Here is a 21,537-nt window from a genome sequence, read left to right as displayed (position 1 = left end):
GCCATAAAAAATCGAGGGAGATTTCTCCCTCGATTTTCATCAGTTATTCAGCAGAAACTGCTTCTTCTGATTTTTGCTCGTCTTCACCAGCAATTTGGATTTGACGGTAGCGTTGCATACCTGTACCAGCAGGAATCAACTTACCAAGGATAACGTTCTCTTTAAGTCCTAATAATTCATCGCGTTTTCCTTTGATTGCAGCATCTGTAAGAACACGAGTTGTTTCTTGGAATGATGCAGCAGATAAGAATGATTCTGTTTCAAGTGATGCTTTTGTAATACCAAGAATCACTGGTGTACATGTAGCAGGTAGTTTACCTTCTTTAAGAACAGTTTTGTTTGCATCATAGAATTGGTGAACATCTAGAAGTGAACCAGGTAATAAATCAGTATCACCAGCTTCGATTACGCGTACTTTGCGTAGCATTTGACGAACCATTACTTCAATGTGTTTATCGCCAATTTCTACCCCTTGCATACGGTAAACTTTTTGTACTTCTTTTAATAGATATTCTTCTACAGTTGAAACATCTGTTACTTTGATTAATTGTTTTGGATCAATTGAACCCTCTGTTAATACTTGACCATGAACAACTTCATCGTTTACTTGTACTTTTAAACGTGCATTGTATGGTGCTAAATATTTACGTGATTCAATTGGGCTTGTTACCGTAATTTCTTTTTGACCTTCACGAATTTCCTCAATATCAGAAACAACACCAGTGATTTCACTGATTACTGCTTGACCTTTTGGATTACGTGCTTCAAAAATCTCTTGGATACGAGGAAGACCTTGTGTGATATCGGCACCGGCAACCCCACCAGTATGGAATGTACGCATTGTTAACTGTGTACCTGGCTCACCGATTGATTGAGCTGCGATTGTACCAACCGCTTCGCCCACTTCAACTTTATCTCCTGTAGCTAAGTTCATACCGTAACATTTTTTACATACGCCGTGACGTGTGTTACATGTAAATGCAGAACGAATTGTAACTTCTTCGATTCCAGCATCAATAATTACGCGAGCTAACTCTTGCGTAATTAATTCGTTACGCGCAACGATTACTTCTTTTGTTTCTGGGTGACGAATTGTTTTCTTCGCATAACGACCGATAATACGCTCGTCTAATGCTTCGATAATTTCAGAGCCCTCTTTTAATGAAGTAATTGTTAAACCACGGTCAGTACCGCAATCATCTTCACGTACGATTACATCTTGCGCTACGTCAACTAGACGACGAGTAAGGTAACCTGAATCGGCTGTTTTAAGTGCGGTATCGGCAAGACCTTTACGCGCACCATGAGTCGAGATGAAGTACTCTAATACTGTTAAACCTTCACGGAATGATGATTTGATTGGTAACTCGATGATACGACCAGATGGGTTTGCCATCAGACCACGCATACCAGCTAACTGTGTAAAGTTAGATGCGTTACCACGGGCACCAGAGTCACTCATCATGAAGATTGGGTTTTCAGCTGGTAAAGATTTCATCAGACGTGCTTGAATTTCGTCTTTTGCAGCACCCCAGAATGAAATAACGCGATCATAACGCTCTTCTTCTGTGATTAAACCACGACGGAATTGTTTTTGTACTTTATCTACTTGTTCTTGCGCATGATGTAAAATTTCACCTTTGTCTGGTAATACGATGATATCTGAGATACCGATTGAAATACCAGCTTTAGTAGAATATTTGAAACCTAAGTCTTTCATACGGTCTAACATAACAGATGTTTCTGTAATGTGATAACGTGCAAAGACTTCCGCAATAACATTACCTAAGAATTTCTTTGTAAATGGTTTTACTACGTCTGTATTTTCGAAGTATTCTTTTACATTTGTATTCGTTGGTAAGAAGAAGTGATCTGGTGTTTCTAATAAGTTATCATTTGATGGTTCATTAATATATGGGAAGTTCTCATCAAGAATTTCGTTGAAAATAATTTTACCAACAGTTGTAACTAATAGTTTACCATTCTGTTCTTCTGTAAATGTTTTATTATTTAAAGATGATGCTTTAATTGCCACACGTGTATGCAGATGTACTTCAGTGTTTTGGTAAGCTACCATTACTTCTTCAGCATCTGTAAATACTGTACCTTCACCAGGTGCACCTTTACGTTCTAAAGTTAGGTAGTAGTTACCTAATACCATATCTTGAGAAGGCGTTACAACTGGCTTACCATCTTTAGGGTTCAAGATGTTTTGAGCAGCTAACATTAATAAACGAGCTTCTGCTTGCGCTTCTGCTGAAAGTGGTACATGGACCGCCATTTGGTCACCGTCGAAGTCAGCATTGTAAGCTGTACATACTAACGGATGAAGACGAATCGCTTTATCTTCAATTAATGTTGGTTCGAATGCTTGGATACCTAAACGGTGAAGCGTTGGCGCTCGGTTTAGTAATACTGGGTGCTCGCGAATGATTTCTTCTAAAACATCCCATACATCTTCATGCATACGCTCAATTTTACGCTTTGCAGATTTAATGTTGTGCGCTAAACCACGCTCAACTAATTCTTTCATTAGGAAAGGTTTGAATAGCTCGATTGCCATACCTTTTGGTAAACCACATTGGTACATTTTTAAAGATGGACCAACTACGATTACTGAACGACCAGAGTAGTCAACACGTTTACCAAGTAAGTTTTGACGGAAACGACCTTGTTTACCTTTTAACATATGTGAAAGTGATTTTAATGGACGGTTACCAGGACCTGTAACAGGACGGCCACGACGACCATTATCGATTAATGCATCTACCGCTTCTTGTAACATACGTTTTTCGTTTTGTACGATGATGCCAGGAGCACCAAGGTCTAATAAACGTTTTAAACGGTTGTTACGGTTGATTACACGACGATATAAATCGTTTAAATCTGAAGTCGCAAAACGACCACCATCAAGTTGTACCATTGGACGTAATTCTGGTGGAATTACAGGTAGTACATCTAAAATCATCCATTCAGGACGGTTACCTGAGTGACGGAACGATTCAACTACTTCAAGACGTTTAATCGCACGTGTACGGCGTTGACCTTGAGCAGTTTTTAATTCTTCTTTTAACATTTCTGTTTCTTTATCAAGATCGATTTCACGTAAAAGGTCTTTAATCGCTTCAGCACCCATTGATGCTTTGAATGTTGAACCGAACTTTTCACGATAAGCACGATACTCTTTTTCAGAAAGTAATTGTTTTTTCTCTAAAGGTGTATCAGCTGAATCGATTACTACGTAAGAAGCAAAGTAGATAACTTCTTCTAGTGCACGAGGTGACATGTCTAAAATTAGACCCATACGAGATGGAATACCTTTAAAGTACCAAATGTGTGATACAGATGCTGCTAATTCGATGTGACCCATACGTTCACGACGAACTTTAGCGCGTGTTACTTCTACGCCACAACGGTCACAAACTACACCTTTATAGCGAACGCGTTTATATTTACCACAATGACATTCCCAGTCCTTTGTAGGTCCGAAAATACGCTCACAGAATAAACCATCTTTTTCTGGTTTTAGTGTGCGGTAGTTGATTGTTTCAGGTTTTTTTACTTCTCCATAAGACCATGAGCGGATTTTATCTGGTGAAGCTAAACCGATTTTCATATACTCAAAATTATTAACGTCTATCAAGGAGCCTACCTCCCTTTATTCTGAAGTCTATTTGACTTATAAATTAGCTCGACGATTGATTTTTATAGATAAATTGGAATTAGGACAAGCCCAAAAAGAGCCTGTCCATCTTCCACAAAAATACTCGATTAATCTTCTTGTACAGTCGCTGATGCTTCTGCATTTTCATCATTTGGAAGAATGTTTAATGCGTTATTTGATGTGTTTTCTTCTTCATCATCTAAGTCGCGTAGTTCAATTTCTTCGTCATTGATGTTTAACATTTTCACATCTAAACCTAAAGATTGTAACTCTTTAATTAATACTTTGAATGATTCTGGAACGCCTGGTTCTGGAACCGGATCGCCTTTTACGATTGCTTCGTAAGTTTTCACACGACCAACAACGTCATCTGATTTAACAGTTAAGATTTCTTGAAGTGTGTGCGCAGCACCATATGCTTCAAGAGCCCAAACTTCCATCTCACCAAAACGTTGTCCACCGAATTGCGCTTTACCACCAAGTGGTTGTTGCGTAACAAGTGAGTAAGGTCCTGTTGAACGTGCGTGAAGTTTATCGTCAACCATGTGCGCAAGTTTGATCATGTACATAACCCCAACTGATACGCGGTTGTCTAATGGTTCACCTGAACGACCATCATAAAGAACTGTTTTACCATCACGGTTCATACCAGCTTCTTCCATCACTTTCCATACATCTTCATCTGACGCACCATCAAATACTGGTGTAGCCATGTGAACACCTAAGTAACGAGCAGCCATACCTAAATGAAGCTCTAATACTTGTCCGATATTCATACGAGATGGTACCCCAAGTGGGTTAAGCATGATATCGACTGGTGTACCGTCTGGTAAGAATGGCATATCTTCTTCTGGAAGGATACGCGAGATAACCCCTTTGTTACCATGTCGTCCGGCCATTTTGTCACCAACGCGAATTTTACGTTTTTGAACAATGTAAACACGAACTAATTGGTTAACACCTGGAGATAATTCGTCGCCATCTTCACGGTTGAAGACTTTAACATCAAGTACGATACCACCGGCACCATGTGGTACACGAAGTGATGTATCACGTACTTCACGTGCTTTTTCACCGAAGATTGCATGTAATAGACGTTCTTCAGCAGTTAATTCTGTTACACCTTTTGGCGTTACTTTACCTACTAAAATATCACCGTCATTTACTTCAGCACCGATACGAATAATACCACGTTCGTCAAGGTTACGAAGCGCTTCTTCTCCGACATTTGGAATGTCACGAGTGATTTCTTCAGGCCCTAGCTTTGTATCACGTGCTTCTGATTCATATTCTTCGATATGAACTGAAGTGTATACATCTTCTTTAACTAGGCGTTCATTCATGATGACAGCATCCTCATAGTTATAACCATTCCAAGTCATGAAGGCTACAACTACGTTACGACCTAATGCAAGTTCACCTTTTTCCATTGATGGACCGTCAGCAAGAATATCGCGTGGTTTTACGCGCTCACCTACGCTCACAAGTGGACGTTGGTTATAACTTGTACCTTGGTTTGAACGAACGAATTTTTGTAGTTTATATTTAGTTAAATCTCCTTGAACCTCTTTACCGTCTACAACTTCAATACGGCGTACGTGGATTGAACGAGCTTCTACATGTTCTACAATACCAGCATATTTCGCTACTACTGCAGCACCAGAATCACGTGCATCTACGTGTTCCATACCAGTTCCAACGAATGGAGCTTCAGGGTTTAATAAAGGAACAGCTTGTCGTTGCATGTTGGCACCCATTAGAGCACGGTTTGAGTCATCGTTTTCTAAGAATGGGATACATGCTGTCGCAGCAGATACTACTTGTTTAGGAGATACGTCCATGTAGTCAATTGTTTCACGCTTGAAAACAGAGTTATCTCCACGGAAACGACCTACCACTTCACTCTCTACGAATGTACCATCTGGATTTAATGGTGAGTTCGCTTGAGCTACTACATAGTTATCTTCCTCATCTGCTGTTAAGTAATCGATATGCGCAGTTACAGCACCTGTTTCAGGATCGACACGACGATATGGCGTTTCGATGAAACCAAATGGATTAACTTTTGCATAAGAAGATAGTGAGTTGATTAAACCAATGTTCGGTCCCTCAGGAGTTTCAATCGGACACATACGGCCATAGTGAGAATAGTGAACGTCACGTACTTCAAAGCCAGCACGTTCACGTGTTAAACCACCAGGTCCTAATGCAGATAGACGACGTTTGTGCGTTAATTCTGCAAGTGGGTTTGTTTGGTCCATGAATTGAGATAATTGAGAACTACCAAAGAATTCTTTAATAGACGCAATTACTGGACGAATATTGATTAATTGTTGTGGCACGATTGATTCAGTATCATTGATTGACATACGTTCACGTACAACACGTTCCATACGAGATAAACCGATACGGAATTGGTTTTGCAGTAACTCACCTACAGAACGTAGACGACGGTTACCTAAGTGATCGATATCATCTGTATCACCGATACCATATAATAAATTAAAGAAGTAAGATACTGAAGCAACAACATCTGCTGGTGTTAAGTGTTTTACTTCATCATCAACATATGCATTACTAATAACTTTAATTTCTTTTTGAGCTTCATCATTCGGCGCGAAGATTTTTACTTCTTGTACTAATACGTCGCCTTCGATTACGCCACCCACTTTAGAAAGGGTTTTGAAACCAACACCATTCTCAAGGTTTGGAATAATTTTGTCTAGGACACGACGATCGATTAATGTGCCTTTTTCAACTAAAATTTCGCCTGTTTCTGGGTCTACCAGTGTTTCAGCGATTGTTTGGTTGAATAAACGATTTTTAATGTGAAGCTTTTTGTTCATTTTATAACGACCTACAGCTGCTAAATCATAGCGTTTTGGGTCGAAGAAACGAGAATACAATAAGTTTTTCGCACTTTCTACTGTTGGTGGTTCACCAGGACGTAGACGCTCATAAATTTCTAGAAGCGCTTTTTCTGTGCTTTCTGTATTATCTTTTTCTAATGTATTACGCAAGTACTCGTTATCACCGATTAAATCGATGATTTCTTGGTCTGAAGCGAAACCTAATGCACGTAAAAGTACTGTTACTGGTAATTTACGTGTACGGTCGATACGAACATGTACTACATCTTTCGCATCTGTTTCATATTCAAGCCATGCACCACGGTTAGGAATCACTGTAGCTCCGAAACCTTTTTTACCGTTTTTATCAGTTTTATCGTGGTAGTATACACTTGGTGATCTTACTAATTGGGAAACGATAACGCGTTCTGCACCGTTAATAATGAAAGTACCTGTTTCAGTCATTAATGGGAAATCACCCATGAATACTTCTTGTTCTTTCACGTCTCCAGTTTCTTTGTTATGCAAACGTACTTTCACACGCAATGGCGCGGCAAAAGTTGCGTCGCGTTGTTTACATTCATCGACATCATATTTTGGTTCCCCAAGACTGTAATCGACAAACTCTAGTGATAAATTCCCTGTGAAGTCTTCAATCGGTGAAATATCGCGGAACATTTCACGTAATCCTTCTTCTAGGAACCACTCGTTAGATGCGGTTTGAATCTCAATAAGATTCGGAAGTTCCAGCACCTCTTTAATACGCGCGAAGCTTCTACGCTGGCGGTGTTGTCCGTACTGAACTAGTTGACCTGTCAACTCATTCACCCCTCATAAAGCGATAATAGGTCTTTCAAAATCTTTACACATCGTGTATGATTTGAAAGACAAAAAAGAAAACGAGTTCATATAATTTAGAGCTCATTCTCGTTTAACCAAACTTAAAAAATTGCTGACTTTTTACCTTGAACGATAAAAAGACATACCTATGCAATTTAAATATTTTTGCATTTTCTTATAATATCATAGCCGATTTGTCAAGTCAATCTTTTATTGTTGACAAATTATTTGACAGCTCTGATAATCCAATAACCCTTGACCTTATCAACAACTTCTACCAAACGGAACTTTTCAACTAAATGATCCATCGTCGAAGGGGCTCCTTGCTTCTTTTGAATCACAATCCACAGCTCGCCTTCTTCTCTCAGCACATCATACGCTTGGTCATAAAAACGAAAAATCGTTTTCTTTCCTGCGCGGATTGGCGGGTTTGTCAAAACAGCAGCGACTTGATCTGTTTTCACAGATGAAAGTGCGTCACTCTCATAAATCTGCACATTTTGTACTCCGTTATTTTCCGCATTTCTCTCAGCTAAACTTAATGCTCGGTCATTCACGTCCATCATATGAACTGTGCGATCCGGATAACTTTTAGCAATCGACAACCCGATCGGCCCATAACCACAACCTACATCTAAAATATCTCCAGAAACACTCGGTAATTCAAAGCAGTCGATTAACACACGGGATCCAAAATCTACTTCGCTTTTACTAAACACGCCTGCGTCAGTTTCAAAAGAAAATGTAAAACCTCTTAATGTGAAATTCCACTTTCTTGGTTTGCTTTCTACATGCGGTTTTTTTGAATAATAATGTTCTGACATATTTCGCCCTCCTTCACATAAAATGAAGAAAAGCTCGTCAATAAGTATATTGACGAGCTTTTGTTAATCAATAGAAAATTAATTACTTAACTTCTACGTTTGCGCCAACTTCTTCAAGTTTAGCTTTGATTTCTTCAGCTTCTTCTTTAGATACGCCTTCTTTAAGAGCTTTAGGAGCGTTATCTACAACTTCTTTAGCTTCTTTAAGACCTAAACCAGTGATTTCACGAACCACTTTGATTACTTTAATTTTAGATTCACCAGCAGATGCTAATACAACATCAAATTCTGTTTTCTCTTCAGCAGCACCAGCAGCGCCACCAGCAACAGCTACAGGAGCTGCAGCAGTTACACCGAATTCTTCTTCGATTGCTTTTACTAAGTCATTTAATTCTAAAACTGTCATCTCTTTGATTGCAGCTAAGATTTGTTCTTGGTTCATTATGAGTTCCTCCTATTTGGAATCTAATTTTTTATTTTTTGTGCATATTATTATGCGGTGAAGATCAACTTGCTATTAAGCGCCTTGTTCTTCTTTTTGGTCTGCAACAGCTTTTGTTGCAAGCGCGAAGTTGCGCATTGGTGCTTGTAGAACTGATAAAAGCATAGATAATAGACCTTCGCGTGATGGAAGTTCTGCAAGTGCTTTGATTTCTTCAGCAGAAGCCACAGCGCCTTCGATTAAACCAGCTTTAATTTCAAGTTGTTCGTTTTCTTTCGCGAAGTTGTTGATAATACGGGCTGGAGCGATTACATCTTCAGTTGAGAATGCAATAGCGTTAGGGCCTGTTAATGCAGAATTTAAATCAGCATGACCAACTTCTTCAGTAGCACGGCGAACTAAAGTATTTTTGTATACTTTGAATTCAACACCAGCTTCGCGTAATTGTTTACGTAATTCAGTTACTTGTGCAACTGTAAGACCACGGTAGTCAACTACTACTACTGACGCTGCGCTTTTGAATTTCTCAGCGATTTCTTGAACAACAGTTTGTTTCATTTCAACTGCTTTGCTCATGATTGGACACCTCCTATAAGAATGGGTCACTTATACCGACAAAAGAAAAGCCCCTCATCAATAAAATAGAGAGGGGCGGAAATTCATCATCATTAAAGAGTCTGAGTTCCTTTGCCCTCGGTAGGATCATTAAGTAGTCAATTAAGCTACCCCTACTGTCTATGGTACAAATGGATAATTCACAACGTTGTCTATTTTAACAATAGAACAGTACATTGTCAATATGAAATTATTTTGCTAAAGAAAGAGAGTCAATTTTGATTGATGGTCCCATTGTAGTTGTTACGTGAACAGACTTCATGTAAACACCTTTAGCAGTTGCAGGTTTAGCTTTTGTGATTACATCAACGATTGTTTGGATGTTTTCAGCTAATTTGTCAGCTTCGAATGAAACTTTACCTACTGGTGCATGTACGATACCAGCTTTGTCAGCACGGTATTCAACTTTACCAGCTTTGATTTCATTAACAGCTTTAGTTACGTCGAAAGTAACTGTACCTGTTTTAGGGTTTGGCATTAAACCTTTAGGTCCTAATACACGACCAAGTTTACCAACTTCACCCATCATGTCTGGAGTCGCAACGATTACGTCGAAATCGAACCAGCCACCTTGGATTTTTTGGATGTACTCAGCATCGCCTACGTAGTCAGCGCCAGCAGCTTCTGCTTCTTTGATTTTTTCACCTTTAGCGAATACTAAAACTTTTTGAGTTTTACCAGTACCGTTTGGTAGTACTACTGCACCACGGATTTGTTGGTCGTTTTTACGAGTATCGATGTTTAAGTTGAAAGCAACTTCTACAGTTGCATCAAAGTTTACAGTGCTTGTGCTTTTTGCTAACTCAGCAGCTTCTGCTACTGTGTATAGTTTATTTTTATCTACTAGCTTAGCAGCTTCTTGTAGTTTTTTACCTTTTTTAGCCATTATAATTTCCTCCTTGATTGTGGTTGTAGCGGAATAAACCTCCCACGAATAAAGGCTGCGAGTTTCAATCTTGTGAAACTGTCGCAACCTCCAAAAAACAAAACTTCTCTATCAAGTAATGGGATTAGTCTTCGATGACAATACCCATGCTACGTGCAGTACCTTCTACCATTAACATAGCAGCTTCTACAGAACCTGCGTTTAAGTCTGGCATTTTTGTTTCAGCGATTTCGCGAACTTTATCGCGTTTCACTGTAGCTACTTTAACACGGTTTGGTTCACCTGAACCTGATTTAATACCAGCTGCTACTTTAAGTAACACTGCTGCCGGCGGAGTTTTTGTAATGAATGTGAATGAACGATCCTCAAATACAGAAATCTCTACTGGAATGATTAAACCTGCTTGGTCTTGTGTACGAGCATTGAATTCTTTACAGAACCCCATGATGTTAACACCTGCTTGACCTAGTGCAGGACCTACTGGTGGAGCTGGATTCGCTTTACCAGCTTCAATTTGAAGTTTTACAACTTTTACAACTTTTTTAGCCACGAGACACACCTCCTTAAGTCCGTGATGTGGTCAAAGGGTTTCCCCTCCCACTCAATATCTGTCTGTCGGCTTATTCCGATAACATTAAAAATTACGGTAGTCATACATTACAGTCTGACCTTTGAAATGATAACACTTTTATGTTTTTGTGGCAAGTTCAAAAGTGATTAAACTTTTAAAACTTGTGCAAAATCTAGTTCCATAACCGTTTCACGGCCGAACATATCAACATTTACTTTAATTTTTTGTTTATCAGCATCAATTTCTTCAACCACACCTTGGAAGTGTGCGAAAGGTCCTTCTTTCACTTCTACTAAGTCGCCTACTGCGAAATCTAGTTCTACAGTTGGTGAGTTCGCTTCCATTTGCGCAAGGATGACTTCTACTTCTTCTGGTAATAATGGAGTTGGCTTAACACCGCCACCTGATGAACCGATAAATCCTGTTACACCTGGTGTATTACGTACTACATACCAAGCATCGTCTGTCATAATTAACTCGACAAGAACGTAACCTGGGAACGTTTTACGCATATATGTTTTTTTCTTACCATCTTTTACTTCTGTTTCTTGTTCTTCTGGGATGATTACGCGGAAAATTTTATCCGACATTCCCATTGTTTCGATACGTTTTTCGAGATTTAACTTTACTTTATTCTCGTAACCTGAATACGTATGAACAACATACCAATTCTTCTCCATAATTGTCTGGACGCGTGGTCCATTCCCTCCTTTTTTAAGGCAAATGAAAAAACCCGTACACATTACGGGCTCTTTCACAAATCATAACATTTTTCGTCTATAAATCCAAATACATACGGAATAATTTTGAGATTCCTAAGTCCACTAGCATAAAGAATACTGCCATAAAGATTAATGTAGAAATTACAACAAGTGTATATTTACTAAGCTCTTTACGTTTCGGCCAGCTTGTTTTTCGCATCTCAGATAGGACATTTTTGAAAAACTGCTTTAACTTTGCCATCTAACCTAACCTCCGAATAAATCTTATATAAATGCTATCGTGTCTGCTTATGTAATGTGTGTTCATTACAAGTTGAGCAGAATTTTTTTAACTCCATGCGTTTTGAAAGATCTTTTGGGGCCGGTAAATGATAATTACGAGCGCCACATTTTTCACAACATAAAACGATTTTGTTTGCCATTGTCATCACCTTTTTAGGCATTGTTCTGTTAAAAGACTAACACTTTACAATCTTTTCTGTCAACTAGCTCATATATTCAAAATATGATGTTCTAACTTGCGCTTAATACGTTGTAAAGCATTATCAATCGACTTCACTTCTTTTTTCAGTGCTAATGACATCTCTTGATATGTACAATCATCTAAATAGAGAGCCAATACTTGTTTTTCAAACGCACTAAGCACATCTTTTATTTGCGATTCCATGTAATGGACTCGTTCTTTACTCACCATCACTTCTTGCGGATCATCTTGTTCATTCGTCGACAAAATATCTAACAATGTATTCACTTGTTCATCATCATTAATCGGCTTATCAAGCGAAACAGAAGAATTCAAAGGAATATGTTTTTGACGCGTCGCTGTTTTGATTGCTGTGATAATTTGACGTGTGATACATAGTTCCGCAAAAACTTTAAATGTCACTTGCTTATCTTCGTTAAAATCTCGAATCCCTTTATATAGACCAATCATGCCTTCTTGCACAATATCTTCTCGGTCAGCTCCTATTAAAAAATAAGACCCTGCTTTATGTCGAACAATGTTTTTATACTTTGTAATCAAAAAATCTAACGCATCACTATCGCCCTCACGAGAACGAACGACTAACTGCTCATCTGTAAGGGTTTTAAACCGTTGTTGCTTTTCTTGTAATTGATCAGTTATCAAAGTATCACCCCAATTTATGCTCCCTGCATAGTTAGACCTAGTATAACGTAACTAACAATATTTATCCATATACCTAAAATTTTCCTCTACGCATTTTTTCAAGCGCTTCATGTACTTCTTCTGACATATTTAGTGGACGCACAGGTTTTTCTTTCAGCGTTTGTCGTACTTTTTCTTCAATACCTTTTTGAGCAGTTTGAACATCGATTTCAAATTCACGCGCTGATTTTCTTAGTGCACCATTACCAAAAATGACATTTTGTTCAGCCATATCATTTGTGGCTACATAAACTTTTGTTCGACGTGACATTAACTCATTCGATAATTTTTCAATACGAGCATCTGCTGTTTCTTTTGATTTTGTAAAAATAACTTCGACTTCGTGTTTTTTCAGTTTGGTCGCATTCCCTGGGACAAGGTATGCATCGAAAACGACGATTACTTTCATGCCTGAATACGCTTGGTAATCTGCCATCATTTCAATTAAACGATCACGTGCTTCAATTAGTCCATGCTTTTTTAATTCTTGTAGCTCTTTCCAAGCTCCGATGATGTTATACCCATCTACCAACATAATATCCATAGGCAATCACTTATAATTCGTGACGCTTACGGTACACTTCATACATCAATAATGATGCAGCTACCGAGGCGTTTAATGACGTAACATGTCCAACCATTGGTAAATTGTAAAGGAAGTCACACTTCTCTTTTAATACTCGACTCATTCCTTTGCCCTCACTACCGATAATGACGGCAAGAGGTAATGTTGCATCCATGCGACGATAGTCTTCAGAACCTTTTGCATCTGTCCCAGCAATCCATACACCACGTTCTTTTAATTCATCAACGATTTGCGATAAATTACCGACACGTACTGTTGGAATATACTCAATTGCGCCAGTTGAAGCTTTTGCTACCACTGCTGTTAAAGCAACTGAGCGACGCTTTGGAATGATGATTCCATGTGCGCCAACAGCGTCTGCTGTACGCATAATTGAGCCTAAGTTATGTGGATCTTCTAATTCATCTAAAATTAAAATAAATGGATCTTCACCACGTTCTTCTGCAATCGCAAAAATATCATTTAATTCCGCATAATTATATGCAGCTACTGATGCAACAACACCTTGATGGTTTTCAGAAGTTAGACCATCGACTTTTTGTTTTGGTACAAATTGTACAACAATTCCACGTTCTTTTGCTAATTCAAGCAGTTCTGCAATCCCTGCTTTTTTTACACCTTCTGCTACCCAAATTTTATTAATATCGCGTGTCGCGCGCAATGCTTCTAATACAGGGTTTTTACCTGCAATTATTTCTTTATCTTTTTGTTCTACCTCGACAACTTCTACGATTTCTTTTGGCTCTTCGTATGGTCTTCTTGTATGCTTTTTAGGTTTGCGACCATCGCGCGTAATTTTATTACCGCGACGATCACGTTCCTCTCGTTTACCTCGTCTGTTATCCATATTGATAACCTCCTATTTCTCAGCTTCCACTGTTTCAATCGTATAAGCAATAATTTCCGCTATCCGTTCTTCTTGTCCTAATAAATATAAATAACCTAAAACAGCTTCAAATGCTGAACTGTAATGATATGTTTGTACGTCTGTATTCTTCGGTACAGAACCTGATTTTGCGTTGCGTCCTCGTCTTAATATACTCGCTTCGTCTTCTGTAAAGAACTCTTCTTCAATCATTTTTCGTACAACTTTTGCTTGTGCTTTTGCAGAAACATAGCGCGTTGCTTCACGATGTAGAATATTCGGCTTCACTTTACCATTACGTAATAAGTGTTCACGTACCGCAATTTCTAAAACAGAATCTCCCATATAAGCAAGCGCTAGAGCATTCAATTGTTTTACATCAATATCTCTTAATTGTCCCAATTGATTAGCCTCGTTTCCAACGTACACCTTGACGTGTATCTTCTAAAATAATGTTTTGTTCTTTTAAAATATCACGAATTTCATCTGCGCGCGCAAAGTTTCGGTCTTTACGAGCTTGTTGGCGTTCTTCGATTAATGCATCAATGTCTTCATCTAATAATTCCTCTGCTTGCGCTAATTGAATACCTAATACACCTGTTAATTCTTCTAGTGCTATTTTATAAGCTTCTAAAACTTCTGTGTTTGTATTTTTAGCTGTTAAATATTTATTTGCAGCAGTTGAAATGGTGAATAGTGCTGAAATGGCATTTGCTGTATTGAAATCGTCATCCATTGATTCAACAAAATAAGCTTTTGCATCTTCAATAATTTGTAATTCAGCTTCGTCTACCTCAACTAAATTCGTTGCTGCTTTTAAACGATGTTGTAAGTTTTGATGCGTTGTACGAAGGCGATCTAAACCATTCGCTGCTGCTTCCACCAAGTCTTGCGCAAAGTTAATTGGGTTACGGTAGTGTACAGATAAAATAAAGAATCGTAATACTTGTGGATTAATTTGTTGAATGATGTCATGTACTAAAATAAAGTTACCTAGTGATTTTGACATTTTTTCGTTATCAATATTGATATACCCGTTATGCATCCAATAATTTGAGAATTTTTTATCTGTATAAGCTTCTGATTGCGCAATCTCGTTTTCATGGTGAGGGAATTTCAAATCTTGTCCACCAGCGTGAATATCGATTGTATCACCAAAATGATTGTGAACCATAACAGAACATTCGATATGCCAACCTGGACGGCCTTCACCCCAAGGACTCTTCCATGAAATCTCACCTGGTTTTGCTGCTTTCCACAATGCGAAATCTAAGTCATCTTCTTTTTTCGTTCCTGCTTCAATACGTGCGCCAACTTTTAAATCATCTACAGATTGATGTGATAATTGTCCATAATTTTTAAATTTGCGTGTGCGGTAATACACATCTCCTTGCGATTCGTACGCATATCCTTTTTGAACTAATACATCGATGAACTCGATAATTTCATCCATATGTTCTGTTACACGTGGATGGGCATCTGCTTTTTGGGCACCTAGTGCTGTAATATCTTCAAAATATGCTGCAATGAAACGCTCTGTTAATTCAGATACATCTTCACCTAATTCGTTTGCTGCTTTGATGATTTTGTCGTCTACATCTGTGAAGTTTGAAACATAATCTACTTCATAACCACGATACGTTAAGTAGCGACGAACTGTATCATAAACGATTACCGGGCGTGCATTTCCGATATGAATGTAGTTGTAAACAGTTGGTCCACATACATACATGCGCACCTTTCCTTCTTCGATTGGTTTAAATTCTTCTTTTTCGCGTGTTAATGTATTAAAAATTTGAATAGCCAAATGAAACACTCCTTTAGATATTAAGTTTAATAAAAAAACCCCCATCTATCGTAAAGATAGACAGAGGCGAGAAAGTACGCGGTTCCACTCTGATTGAATAGGACTAACCAGCCTCTATTCCACTCAAGGTCGATAACGGTGACAAACCGATTTGACCTACCTCATTAAAAACATGGTTCAATCAAATACTCAGAGGTGCATTTCTGCTTTACAGAGGCTCAGACCACTTTCAGCCGATGATGGTCCTCTCTTTTTGGAGCTTGCGTCACATACTTCTCCTCTTCAACGCTTTATGTTGTATAAGTAACTTTATTCTACAATGTCTTTGCAAAAAAGAAAACTTATTTAATAAATGGTTCGATGCGTGCAATGACTGTTTCTTTACCTAAAAGTTCAAGTGCATCTGTTAATTCTGGTCCATGCATTTCGCCTGTTGTTGCAACACGAATTGGCATGAATAGATTTTTACCTTTATGACCTGTTTCTTTTTGAACAGCTTTGATCGCCTTTTTAATTTCTGGTGCTACGTAGTCTTCAAGTGCTTCTAGTTGTGCTTTGAATGAAGCCATTACTTCTGAAACTTGTTCACCAGCTAATACTTCTTGTTCTTCTTCACTATATGTTAATGCGTCTGTGAAGAATTGTGCTGATAATTCAACGATTTCTGCACCGTAACTCATTTGCTCATGGTATAAGCCGATTAAACGAGATGCCCACGCCGCTTCTTCTTCTGTTGGATTTTCAGGAACAAGACCTTCTTTTTGTAAGAATGGTAAGCATAGTTCAACCACTTGCTCATGCGATAACTTCTTCATGTACTGGTTGTTCATCCATTTTAACTTTTGAGTATCGTACATAGAAGGTGATTTTGTTAAACGTTTTTCAGTGAATTGAGCGATTAACTCATCCATTGAGAAGATTTCTTCTTCGCCTTCTGGAGACCAACCAAGTAATGCAAGGAAGTTGACCATTGCTTCTGGTAAGTAACCTAAATCTTTATATTGTGAGATGAATTGAATAATTGACTCATCACGTTTTGATAATTTTTTATGATTTTCATTTACGATTAATGTCATATGACCAAAACGAGGTACTTCCCAACCAAACGCACGGTAAATCATCATTTGTTTTGGTGTGTTTGATAGATGCTCTTCACCGCGGAAGATGTGTGTCATCTCCATTAAGTGATCATCTAAAACAACAGCATAGTTGTATGTTGGGATTCCATTTGCTTTTACGATTACCCAGTCACCGATGTCTTTTGATTCAAACGTTACTTCGCCACGAATTAAATCATCAACTACATATGTTTCTTCTGCTGGTACTTTAAAGCGAATCGTGTATGGTAAACCCGCTGCTTCTTTTTCTGCAACTTCTTCTGCAGTTAAGTGACGACAAGTCCCTTTATACATAGGAGCGGCTACACCATTTGCACGTTGCGCTTCGCGTTCTGCTTCTAATTCTTCTGATGTACAGAAACATTTGTAAGCAAGACCTTTTTCAAGTAATTGTTGTGCATGCTCTGTATATGTGTCTAAACGTTCCATTTGACGATATGGACCGTATGGACCGCCAATGATTGGTGATTCTACAGGGATGATGCCTAACCATTCAAGGTTGTGAAGTTGAGATTCTTCTCCGCCTTCGATGTTACGAGCTACATCTGTATCTTCAATACGGAATACGAAATCCCCATCATAATGTTTTGCGTATAGATAATTAAATAATGCTGTACGTGCGCCACCGATGTGTAAATGTCCTGTTGGACTTGGTGCGTAACGTACACGAACTTTTTTAGTCATAATTCAGATCCTCCTAATTTGTCGAGAAAAATTCAACTTTTCTCATTTTACCACTCGCTCCTTGAAATTTAAAGGAACTCAGGCTTTGATTAACAAAATTGTTGCCATTGCTGCAATACCTTCTTCACGACCAACAAATCCAAGCTTTTCTGTTGTTGTTGCTTTCACATTTACTTGATCTGGTTCTGCATTTAATAGTTCTGCAATACGATTACGCATTGGTTCGATATATGGAGCCATTTTAGGACGTTGTGCCATGATTGTACAATCTACGTTTCCTAACTTATACCCTTTCTCCTCAACAATCTTCCAAATGTACGCTAATAATTTTGCTGAATCTGCATCTTTGAACTCTGGGTCTGTATCTGGGAAGTGTCGCCCGATATCCCCTTCACCGATTGCGCCTAATGCTGCATCTGTTACCGTATGTAACAATACATCTGCATCTGAATGCCCAATCAATCCTTTGTCATGTGGAATTGTAATACCACCGATAATTAATGGTCGTCCTTCCGCAAACTCGTGTACATCAAAACCTTGTCCAATTCTAAACATATGAATGTCCTCCTGTTCTACGATTTAAAATCGCTTCACCAAAAACTAAATCCTCTTTGGTTGTCATCTTTATATTTTCATAACTACTTTCAACAATATAGATGGATTCATCTAATCGTTCCACTAGCATCGCTTCATCGGTTCCTAAAAAACCATCTGCTGCTGCTTGTTGTTCTGCACGATTTAATAATTCAAATCGAAAAGCCTGTGGTGTTTGAATCATCCATAGATTTGAACGATCCACCGTTTCTTGTATTTTATCATCTTGTACATTTTTCATTGTATCTTTTGCTCGAACACCTGCGATTGCTGCACCCTTTTCTGTTGCCTGTTGTACAAGCTTATGTATCGTCGGTAATTCAATGAATGGTCTTGCTGCATCATGAACAAGGACAATTTCACCATTCTTTATTTCTTGTATACACGCATAAACACTATGCTGGCGTTCTTCACCACCATCAGGCATCGCAACTACTTTATGAATTTCATATTGTGCCAATTGTTGCTGAATATAGGCACGTTCTTCTGATTTTACAGCTAAATATATTGCTCGACACTGCGTATCTTGTTCGAAAACACGTAATGTATGAATCAATATAGGTATGCCTGCTAATTCTAAAAATAGCTTATTTTGATTAGCGCCCATTCGTTTCCCACTACCAGCAGCAGGTAAAATCACGTCATACTGCATATAACGTACACTCCTTCAATATAAAAGGGGCTTTGTCCGTAAAAAACCTCAATTGGTTCTTGGGGACAGCCCCTGTTCGTTTATACATTTATACTACCACTATTTATGGTTTTTTGGCTTAGCAAAAATCATTCGTCCTGCTGAAGTTTGGAGAACAGATGTCACAATTACGACAATCGCTTGTCCAATGTATGACTTTCCTTCTTCTACAACAATCATCGTTCCATCATCTAGATAGGCAACCCCTTGATTATGCTCTTTACCATCTTTGATGACGACAACGTTCATTTCTTCACCTGGAATGACGACAGGTTTTACTGCGTTAGCTAAGTCATTAATATTCAACACACTTACTTTGTGTAGCTCACATACTTTATTTAAGTTAAAGTCATTCGTTAGAATTTGTGCACCCATCTTTTTTGCCAGACGTACTAATTTTAAATCCACTTCAGGTACATCTTCAAAATCAATTTCAGTAATTAAGACATTTGAATTTGAAGCATCTTGAAGTACTTTTAAAATATCAAGTCCACGTCGACCTCTTGTACGCTTTAATGTATCAGATGAGTCGGCAATATGCTGTAATTCAGTTAATACAAATTGCGGGACAACTAAAACACCTTCAATAAAACCGGTTTTTGAAATATCTGCAATTCGACCGTCGATAATAACGCTTGTATCTAGTAGCTTATAACCTACTTCGTTAAAACTCTCCGCACCTACATCTGCTTCTTTTTTCTTATTAGAACGCGATGTGAAAACAGACATTAATTCATCGCGTTTTTTGAAACCGACTTGGAAGAAAACATATCCTAAAACAATGGATAATAAGATTGGTGCAATATCACTAATTACTGCTAAATGAAGACCATCAAGTGCAACACCTACTAAAAACGCTAGTGTTAAACCTATGATTAAACCAATTGTTCCAAATAATAAGTCGCCCACAGGTGCTTTTAATAGGCGCTCTTCAAAGAATTTCATAAATCGAATAAACGGATCTGCCAATACAAAAGACAGAATGAATAAAAGAACTGCACCAAGCGAAACCGTCACATAGGGATTGTTAATCCAAGAGTTTGAACTTAAATGAATAACATCAAATAATGGCGGTAATAAGATAAACCCTAATGTACCCCCGATGAACAAAAATGCGACTTGAACGATTCGTTTTAACATTTCTCTCACCTCCCCTTGAGCTCATTATACATACTTTGCCAACTAAACTCTCTTTTGAGGTAGACGTTTTGTCATTTTCTTTTTGAAATCATTACATTTCTTTGAACGCAATTTTCAAAGCTTGGTTTACGGTCTCTACACCCATCACTTGAATCCCTTCTGGGTACTCCCAACCACCTAAGTTAGACGCCGGAATAATCGCGCGTCTGAAACCGAGTTTCGCTGCTTCTTGAACACGTTGTTCGATACGTGACACACGTCGCACTTCACCCGTTAAACCAACCTCACCTACAAAACAGTCCGTAGCGTTAGCATTCGCATCTTTAAAACTCGATACGATACATACTAGGACGGCTAAATCGATGGCAGGTTCGTCTAACTTTACACCACCTGCTACTTTAATATAGGCATCTTGTGCTTGTAGCATTAGACCCATACGTTTTTCTAAAACAGCCATTAATAATGAAATTCGATTTTGATCCAATCCTGTCGCCATGCGTTTTGGATAGTTAAAACTTGATGGTGTTACAAGAGCTTGAATCTCTACTAAAATCGGTCTTGTCCCTTCCATTGAGGCGACAACTGTAGACCCTGGCGCACCTTGCGAACGTTCTTGTAAAAATAGTTCTGATGGATTTAGTACTTCCTTCAACCCACCTTGCAACATTTCAAAAATCGCAATTTCATTCGTAGAACCGAATCGATTTTTTTGACTGCGTAAAATACGATATGTGTGATGACGTTCTCCTTCAAAATAAAGAACGGTATCTACCATATGTTCTAAAATACGCGGTCCTGCAATTTGTCCTTCTTTCGTTACATGACCAACTAAGAAAATAGCGATATTTTTCGTTTTCGCAATACGCATTAATTCTGCTGTACACTCTCGAACTTGCGATACACTTCCTGGTGCACTCGTCACTTCTGGATGATGTACGGTTTGAATAGAATCGACAATGACAAACTTCGGCTGTACTTCCTCAATTGTTTCATGTAAAAATTCTAAATTTGTTTCAGAGTAAATATAGAGTTCAGCAGATTTTACCCCTAAGCGTTCTGCGCGTAGCTTCGTTTGGCGAACGGATTCTTCACCCGATATATATAAAACACGATGCCCTTGATTCGATAATAAGGCAGATACTTGTAATAGCAGTGTAGATTTTCCAATCCCTGGGTCGCCACCGATTAGGACAAGTGAACCTGGTACGACACCGCCACCTAACACGCGATTCAACTCGTGTAATTCTGTTTGTACACGTGGTTCTTCTTGTGTTTCGACTGAAATAATCGGCATGGCTTTTTGTTGTGATTTACTCACTGTATGTTGGAATGCACCGCGAGGGCCTTTTTGTACAATCTCAACATCTTCAATCATCGTATTCCATTCACCGCAACCTGGACAACGCCCCATCCATTTCGGCGCTTCATAACCGCAACCTGTACACATAAACTTTGTTTTTTTCTTTGCCAC

Annotated in this window: 20 protein-coding genes and 2 other annotated features; all 20 genes read right to left on the bottom strand. The window is 38.5% G+C overall.

Annotated elements, in window-relative coordinates; translation table 11 throughout:
• Positions 1 to 43: 43 nt before the first annotated feature.
• The 20 genes from rpoC to radA all read right to left on the bottom strand — a co-directional run bounded on the left by rpoC (position 44) and on the right by radA (position 21,537).
• Positions 44 to 3,643 carry a DNA-directed RNA polymerase subunit beta' gene (gene rpoC, locus KGI01_RS00680; protein ID WP_141272431.1) on the bottom strand — a complete coding sequence of 1,200 codons (3,600 nt, stop codon included), beginning with the start codon at positions 3,641 to 3,643 and terminating at the stop codon, positions 44 to 46.
• 128 nt (positions 3,644 to 3,771) lie between these two features.
• Positions 3,772 to 7,332, bottom strand: a complete 3,561-nt coding sequence (gene rpoB / locus KGI01_RS00675; RefSeq protein WP_068450108.1) for a DNA-directed RNA polymerase subunit beta — start codon at positions 7,330 to 7,332, stop codon at positions 3,772 to 3,774.
• A gap of 245 nt (positions 7,333 to 7,577) precedes the next feature.
• Positions 7,578 to 8,177 carry a class I SAM-dependent methyltransferase gene (locus KGI01_RS00670; protein WP_141272429.1) on the bottom strand — a complete coding sequence of 200 codons (600 nt, stop codon included), beginning with the start codon at positions 8,175 to 8,177 and terminating at the stop codon, positions 7,578 to 7,580.
• An 82-nt stretch (positions 8,178 to 8,259) separates the two neighbouring features.
• The gene (rplL, locus tag KGI01_RS00665) at positions 8,260 to 8,619 is read right to left on the bottom strand and encodes a 50S ribosomal protein L7/L12 (protein ID WP_087681983.1); all 360 of its coding nucleotides are present in this window, start codon (positions 8,617 to 8,619) and stop codon (positions 8,260 to 8,262) included.
• A gap of 75 nt (positions 8,620 to 8,694) precedes the next feature.
• Positions 8,695 to 9,195, bottom strand: a complete 501-nt coding sequence (rplJ, locus tag KGI01_RS00660; RefSeq protein WP_068450102.1) for a 50S ribosomal protein L10 — start codon at positions 9,193 to 9,195, stop codon at positions 8,695 to 8,697.
• 34 nt (positions 9,196 to 9,229) lie between these two features.
• Positions 9,230 to 9,378 (bottom strand) — a sequence feature (ribosomal protein L10 leader region).
• 46 nt (positions 9,379 to 9,424) lie between these two features.
• Positions 9,425 to 10,120: a 50S ribosomal protein L1 gene (gene rplA / locus KGI01_RS00655; RefSeq protein WP_141272427.1), complete on the bottom strand. Its 696-nt coding sequence runs from the start codon at positions 10,118 to 10,120 to the stop codon at positions 9,425 to 9,427.
• Positions 10,121 to 10,244: 124 nt separating this feature from the next.
• Positions 10,245 to 10,670 (bottom strand): 50S ribosomal protein L11, encoded by a 426-nt coding sequence (rplK, locus tag KGI01_RS00650; protein WP_068450098.1) that lies wholly within the window; start codon positions 10,668 to 10,670, stop codon positions 10,245 to 10,247.
• 167 nt (positions 10,671 to 10,837) lie between these two features.
• Positions 10,838 to 11,371, bottom strand: a complete 534-nt coding sequence (nusG, locus tag KGI01_RS00645) for a transcription termination/antitermination protein NusG (protein WP_068450096.1) — start codon at positions 11,369 to 11,371, stop codon at positions 10,838 to 10,840.
• A gap of 97 nt (positions 11,372 to 11,468) precedes the next feature.
• Positions 11,469 to 11,654 (bottom strand): preprotein translocase subunit SecE, encoded by a 186-nt coding sequence (gene secE / locus KGI01_RS00640; protein WP_068450094.1) that lies wholly within the window; start codon positions 11,652 to 11,654, stop codon positions 11,469 to 11,471.
• Positions 11,655 to 11,688: 34 nt separating this feature from the next.
• Entirely contained in the window at positions 11,689 to 11,856 is a 168-nt protein-coding gene (gene rpmG, locus KGI01_RS00635; protein ID WP_255314689.1) for a 50S ribosomal protein L33, read from the bottom strand.
• Between the two features lie 47 nt (positions 11,857 to 11,903).
• Positions 11,904 to 12,542 (bottom strand): RNA polymerase sporulation sigma factor SigH, encoded by a 639-nt coding sequence (gene sigH, locus KGI01_RS00630; protein ID WP_373863103.1) that lies wholly within the window; start codon positions 12,540 to 12,542, stop codon positions 11,904 to 11,906.
• A gap of 73 nt (positions 12,543 to 12,615) precedes the next feature.
• Positions 12,616 to 13,125 (bottom strand): NYN domain-containing protein, encoded by a 510-nt coding sequence (locus KGI01_RS00625; protein ID WP_068450092.1) that lies wholly within the window; start codon positions 13,123 to 13,125, stop codon positions 12,616 to 12,618.
• A 10-nt stretch (positions 13,126 to 13,135) separates the two neighbouring features.
• Positions 13,136 to 14,014 (bottom strand): 23S rRNA (guanosine(2251)-2'-O)-methyltransferase RlmB, encoded by an 879-nt coding sequence (rlmB, locus tag KGI01_RS00620; RefSeq protein ID WP_141272425.1) that lies wholly within the window; start codon positions 14,012 to 14,014, stop codon positions 13,136 to 13,138.
• 12 nt (positions 14,015 to 14,026) lie between these two features.
• Positions 14,027 to 14,434, bottom strand: coding sequence for a Mini-ribonuclease 3 (locus tag KGI01_RS00615; protein WP_304364143.1), 408 nt, complete (start codon positions 14,432 to 14,434; stop codon positions 14,027 to 14,029).
• A 4-nt stretch (positions 14,435 to 14,438) separates the two neighbouring features.
• Positions 14,439 to 15,839, bottom strand: a complete 1,401-nt coding sequence (cysS, locus tag KGI01_RS00610; protein WP_141272423.1) for a cysteine--tRNA ligase — start codon at positions 15,837 to 15,839, stop codon at positions 14,439 to 14,441.
• Between the two features lie 59 nt (positions 15,840 to 15,898).
• Positions 15,899 to 16,134: a binding site (T-box leader), on the bottom strand.
• 46 nt (positions 16,135 to 16,180) lie between these two features.
• Positions 16,181 to 17,641, bottom strand: coding sequence for a glutamate--tRNA ligase (gene gltX, locus KGI01_RS00605; protein WP_087681985.1), 1,461 nt, complete (start codon positions 17,639 to 17,641; stop codon positions 16,181 to 16,183).
• A gap of 78 nt (positions 17,642 to 17,719) precedes the next feature.
• Positions 17,720 to 18,196: a 2-C-methyl-D-erythritol 2,4-cyclodiphosphate synthase gene (ispF, locus tag KGI01_RS00600; protein WP_141272421.1), complete on the bottom strand. Its 477-nt coding sequence runs from the start codon at positions 18,194 to 18,196 to the stop codon at positions 17,720 to 17,722.
• The gene (gene ispD / locus KGI01_RS00595; protein WP_141272419.1) at positions 18,189 to 18,887 is read right to left on the bottom strand and encodes a 2-C-methyl-D-erythritol 4-phosphate cytidylyltransferase; all 699 of its coding nucleotides are present in this window, start codon (positions 18,885 to 18,887) and stop codon (positions 18,189 to 18,191) included. The genes ispF and ispD overlap by 8 nt, the downstream gene beginning before the upstream one ends.
• Before the next feature lie 99 nt (positions 18,888 to 18,986).
• The gene (locus KGI01_RS00590; protein ID WP_141272417.1) at positions 18,987 to 20,066 is read right to left on the bottom strand and encodes a PIN/TRAM domain-containing protein; all 1,080 of its coding nucleotides are present in this window, start codon (positions 20,064 to 20,066) and stop codon (positions 18,987 to 18,989) included.
• Positions 20,067 to 20,157: 91 nt separating this feature from the next.
• Positions 20,158 to 21,537, bottom strand: a complete 1,380-nt coding sequence (radA, locus tag KGI01_RS00585; RefSeq protein ID WP_141272415.1) for a DNA repair protein RadA — start codon at positions 21,535 to 21,537, stop codon at positions 20,158 to 20,160.

This window comes from Kurthia gibsonii (assembly GCF_006539985.1).
GTDB classification, from domain to species: domain Bacteria; phylum Bacillota; class Bacilli; order Bacillales_A; family Planococcaceae; genus Kurthia; species Kurthia gibsonii.
The sequence above is the reverse complement of the archived record's forward strand: the minus strand, read 5'-3'. Positions and strand labels throughout refer to the sequence as shown.

Excerpts from the sequence above, each read along its gene's own strand:
- rplA (WP_141272427.1), bottom strand. The coding sequence starts at position 10,120 with ATGGCTAAAAAAGGTAAAAAACTACAAGAAGCTGCTAAGCTAGTAGAT.
- secE (WP_068450094.1), bottom strand. The coding sequence starts at position 11,654 with ATGGCAAAGTTAAAGCAGTTTTTCAAAAATGTCCTATCTGAGATGCGA.
- nusG (WP_068450096.1), bottom strand. The coding sequence starts at position 11,371 with ATGGAGAAGAATTGGTATGTTGTTCATACGTATTCAGGTTACGAGAAT.
- rplL (WP_087681983.1), bottom strand. The coding sequence starts at position 8,619 with ATGAACCAAGAACAAATCTTAGCTGCAATCAAAGAGATGACAGTTTTA.
- ispF (WP_141272421.1), bottom strand. The coding sequence starts at position 18,196 with ATGTTTAGAATTGGACAAGGTTTTGATGTACACGAGTTTGCGGAAGGA.
- rpmG (WP_255314689.1), bottom strand. The coding sequence starts at position 11,856 with ATGCCTAAAAAGGTGATGACAATGGCAAACAAAATCGTTTTATGTTGT.
- rplJ (WP_068450102.1), bottom strand. The coding sequence starts at position 9,195 with ATGAGCAAAGCAGTTGAAATGAAACAAACTGTTGTTCAAGAAATCGCT.
- rlmB (WP_141272425.1), bottom strand. The coding sequence starts at position 14,014 with ATGGATAACAGACGAGGTAAACGAGAGGAACGTGATCGTCGCGGTAAT.
- KGI01_RS00590 (WP_141272417.1), bottom strand. The coding sequence starts at position 20,066 with ATGTTAAAACGAATCGTTCAAGTCGCATTTTTGTTCATCGGGGGTACA.
- ispD (WP_141272419.1), bottom strand. The coding sequence starts at position 18,887 with ATGCAGTATGACGTGATTTTACCTGCTGCTGGTAGTGGGAAACGAATG.
- KGI01_RS00670 (WP_141272429.1), bottom strand. The coding sequence starts at position 8,177 with ATGTCAGAACATTATTATTCAAAAAAACCGCATGTAGAAAGCAAACCA.
- KGI01_RS00625 (WP_068450092.1), bottom strand. The coding sequence starts at position 13,125 with ATGGATATTATGTTGGTAGATGGGTATAACATCATCGGAGCTTGGAAA.
- gltX (WP_087681985.1), bottom strand. The coding sequence starts at position 17,641 with ATGACTAAAAAAGTTCGTGTACGTTACGCACCAAGTCCAACAGGACAT.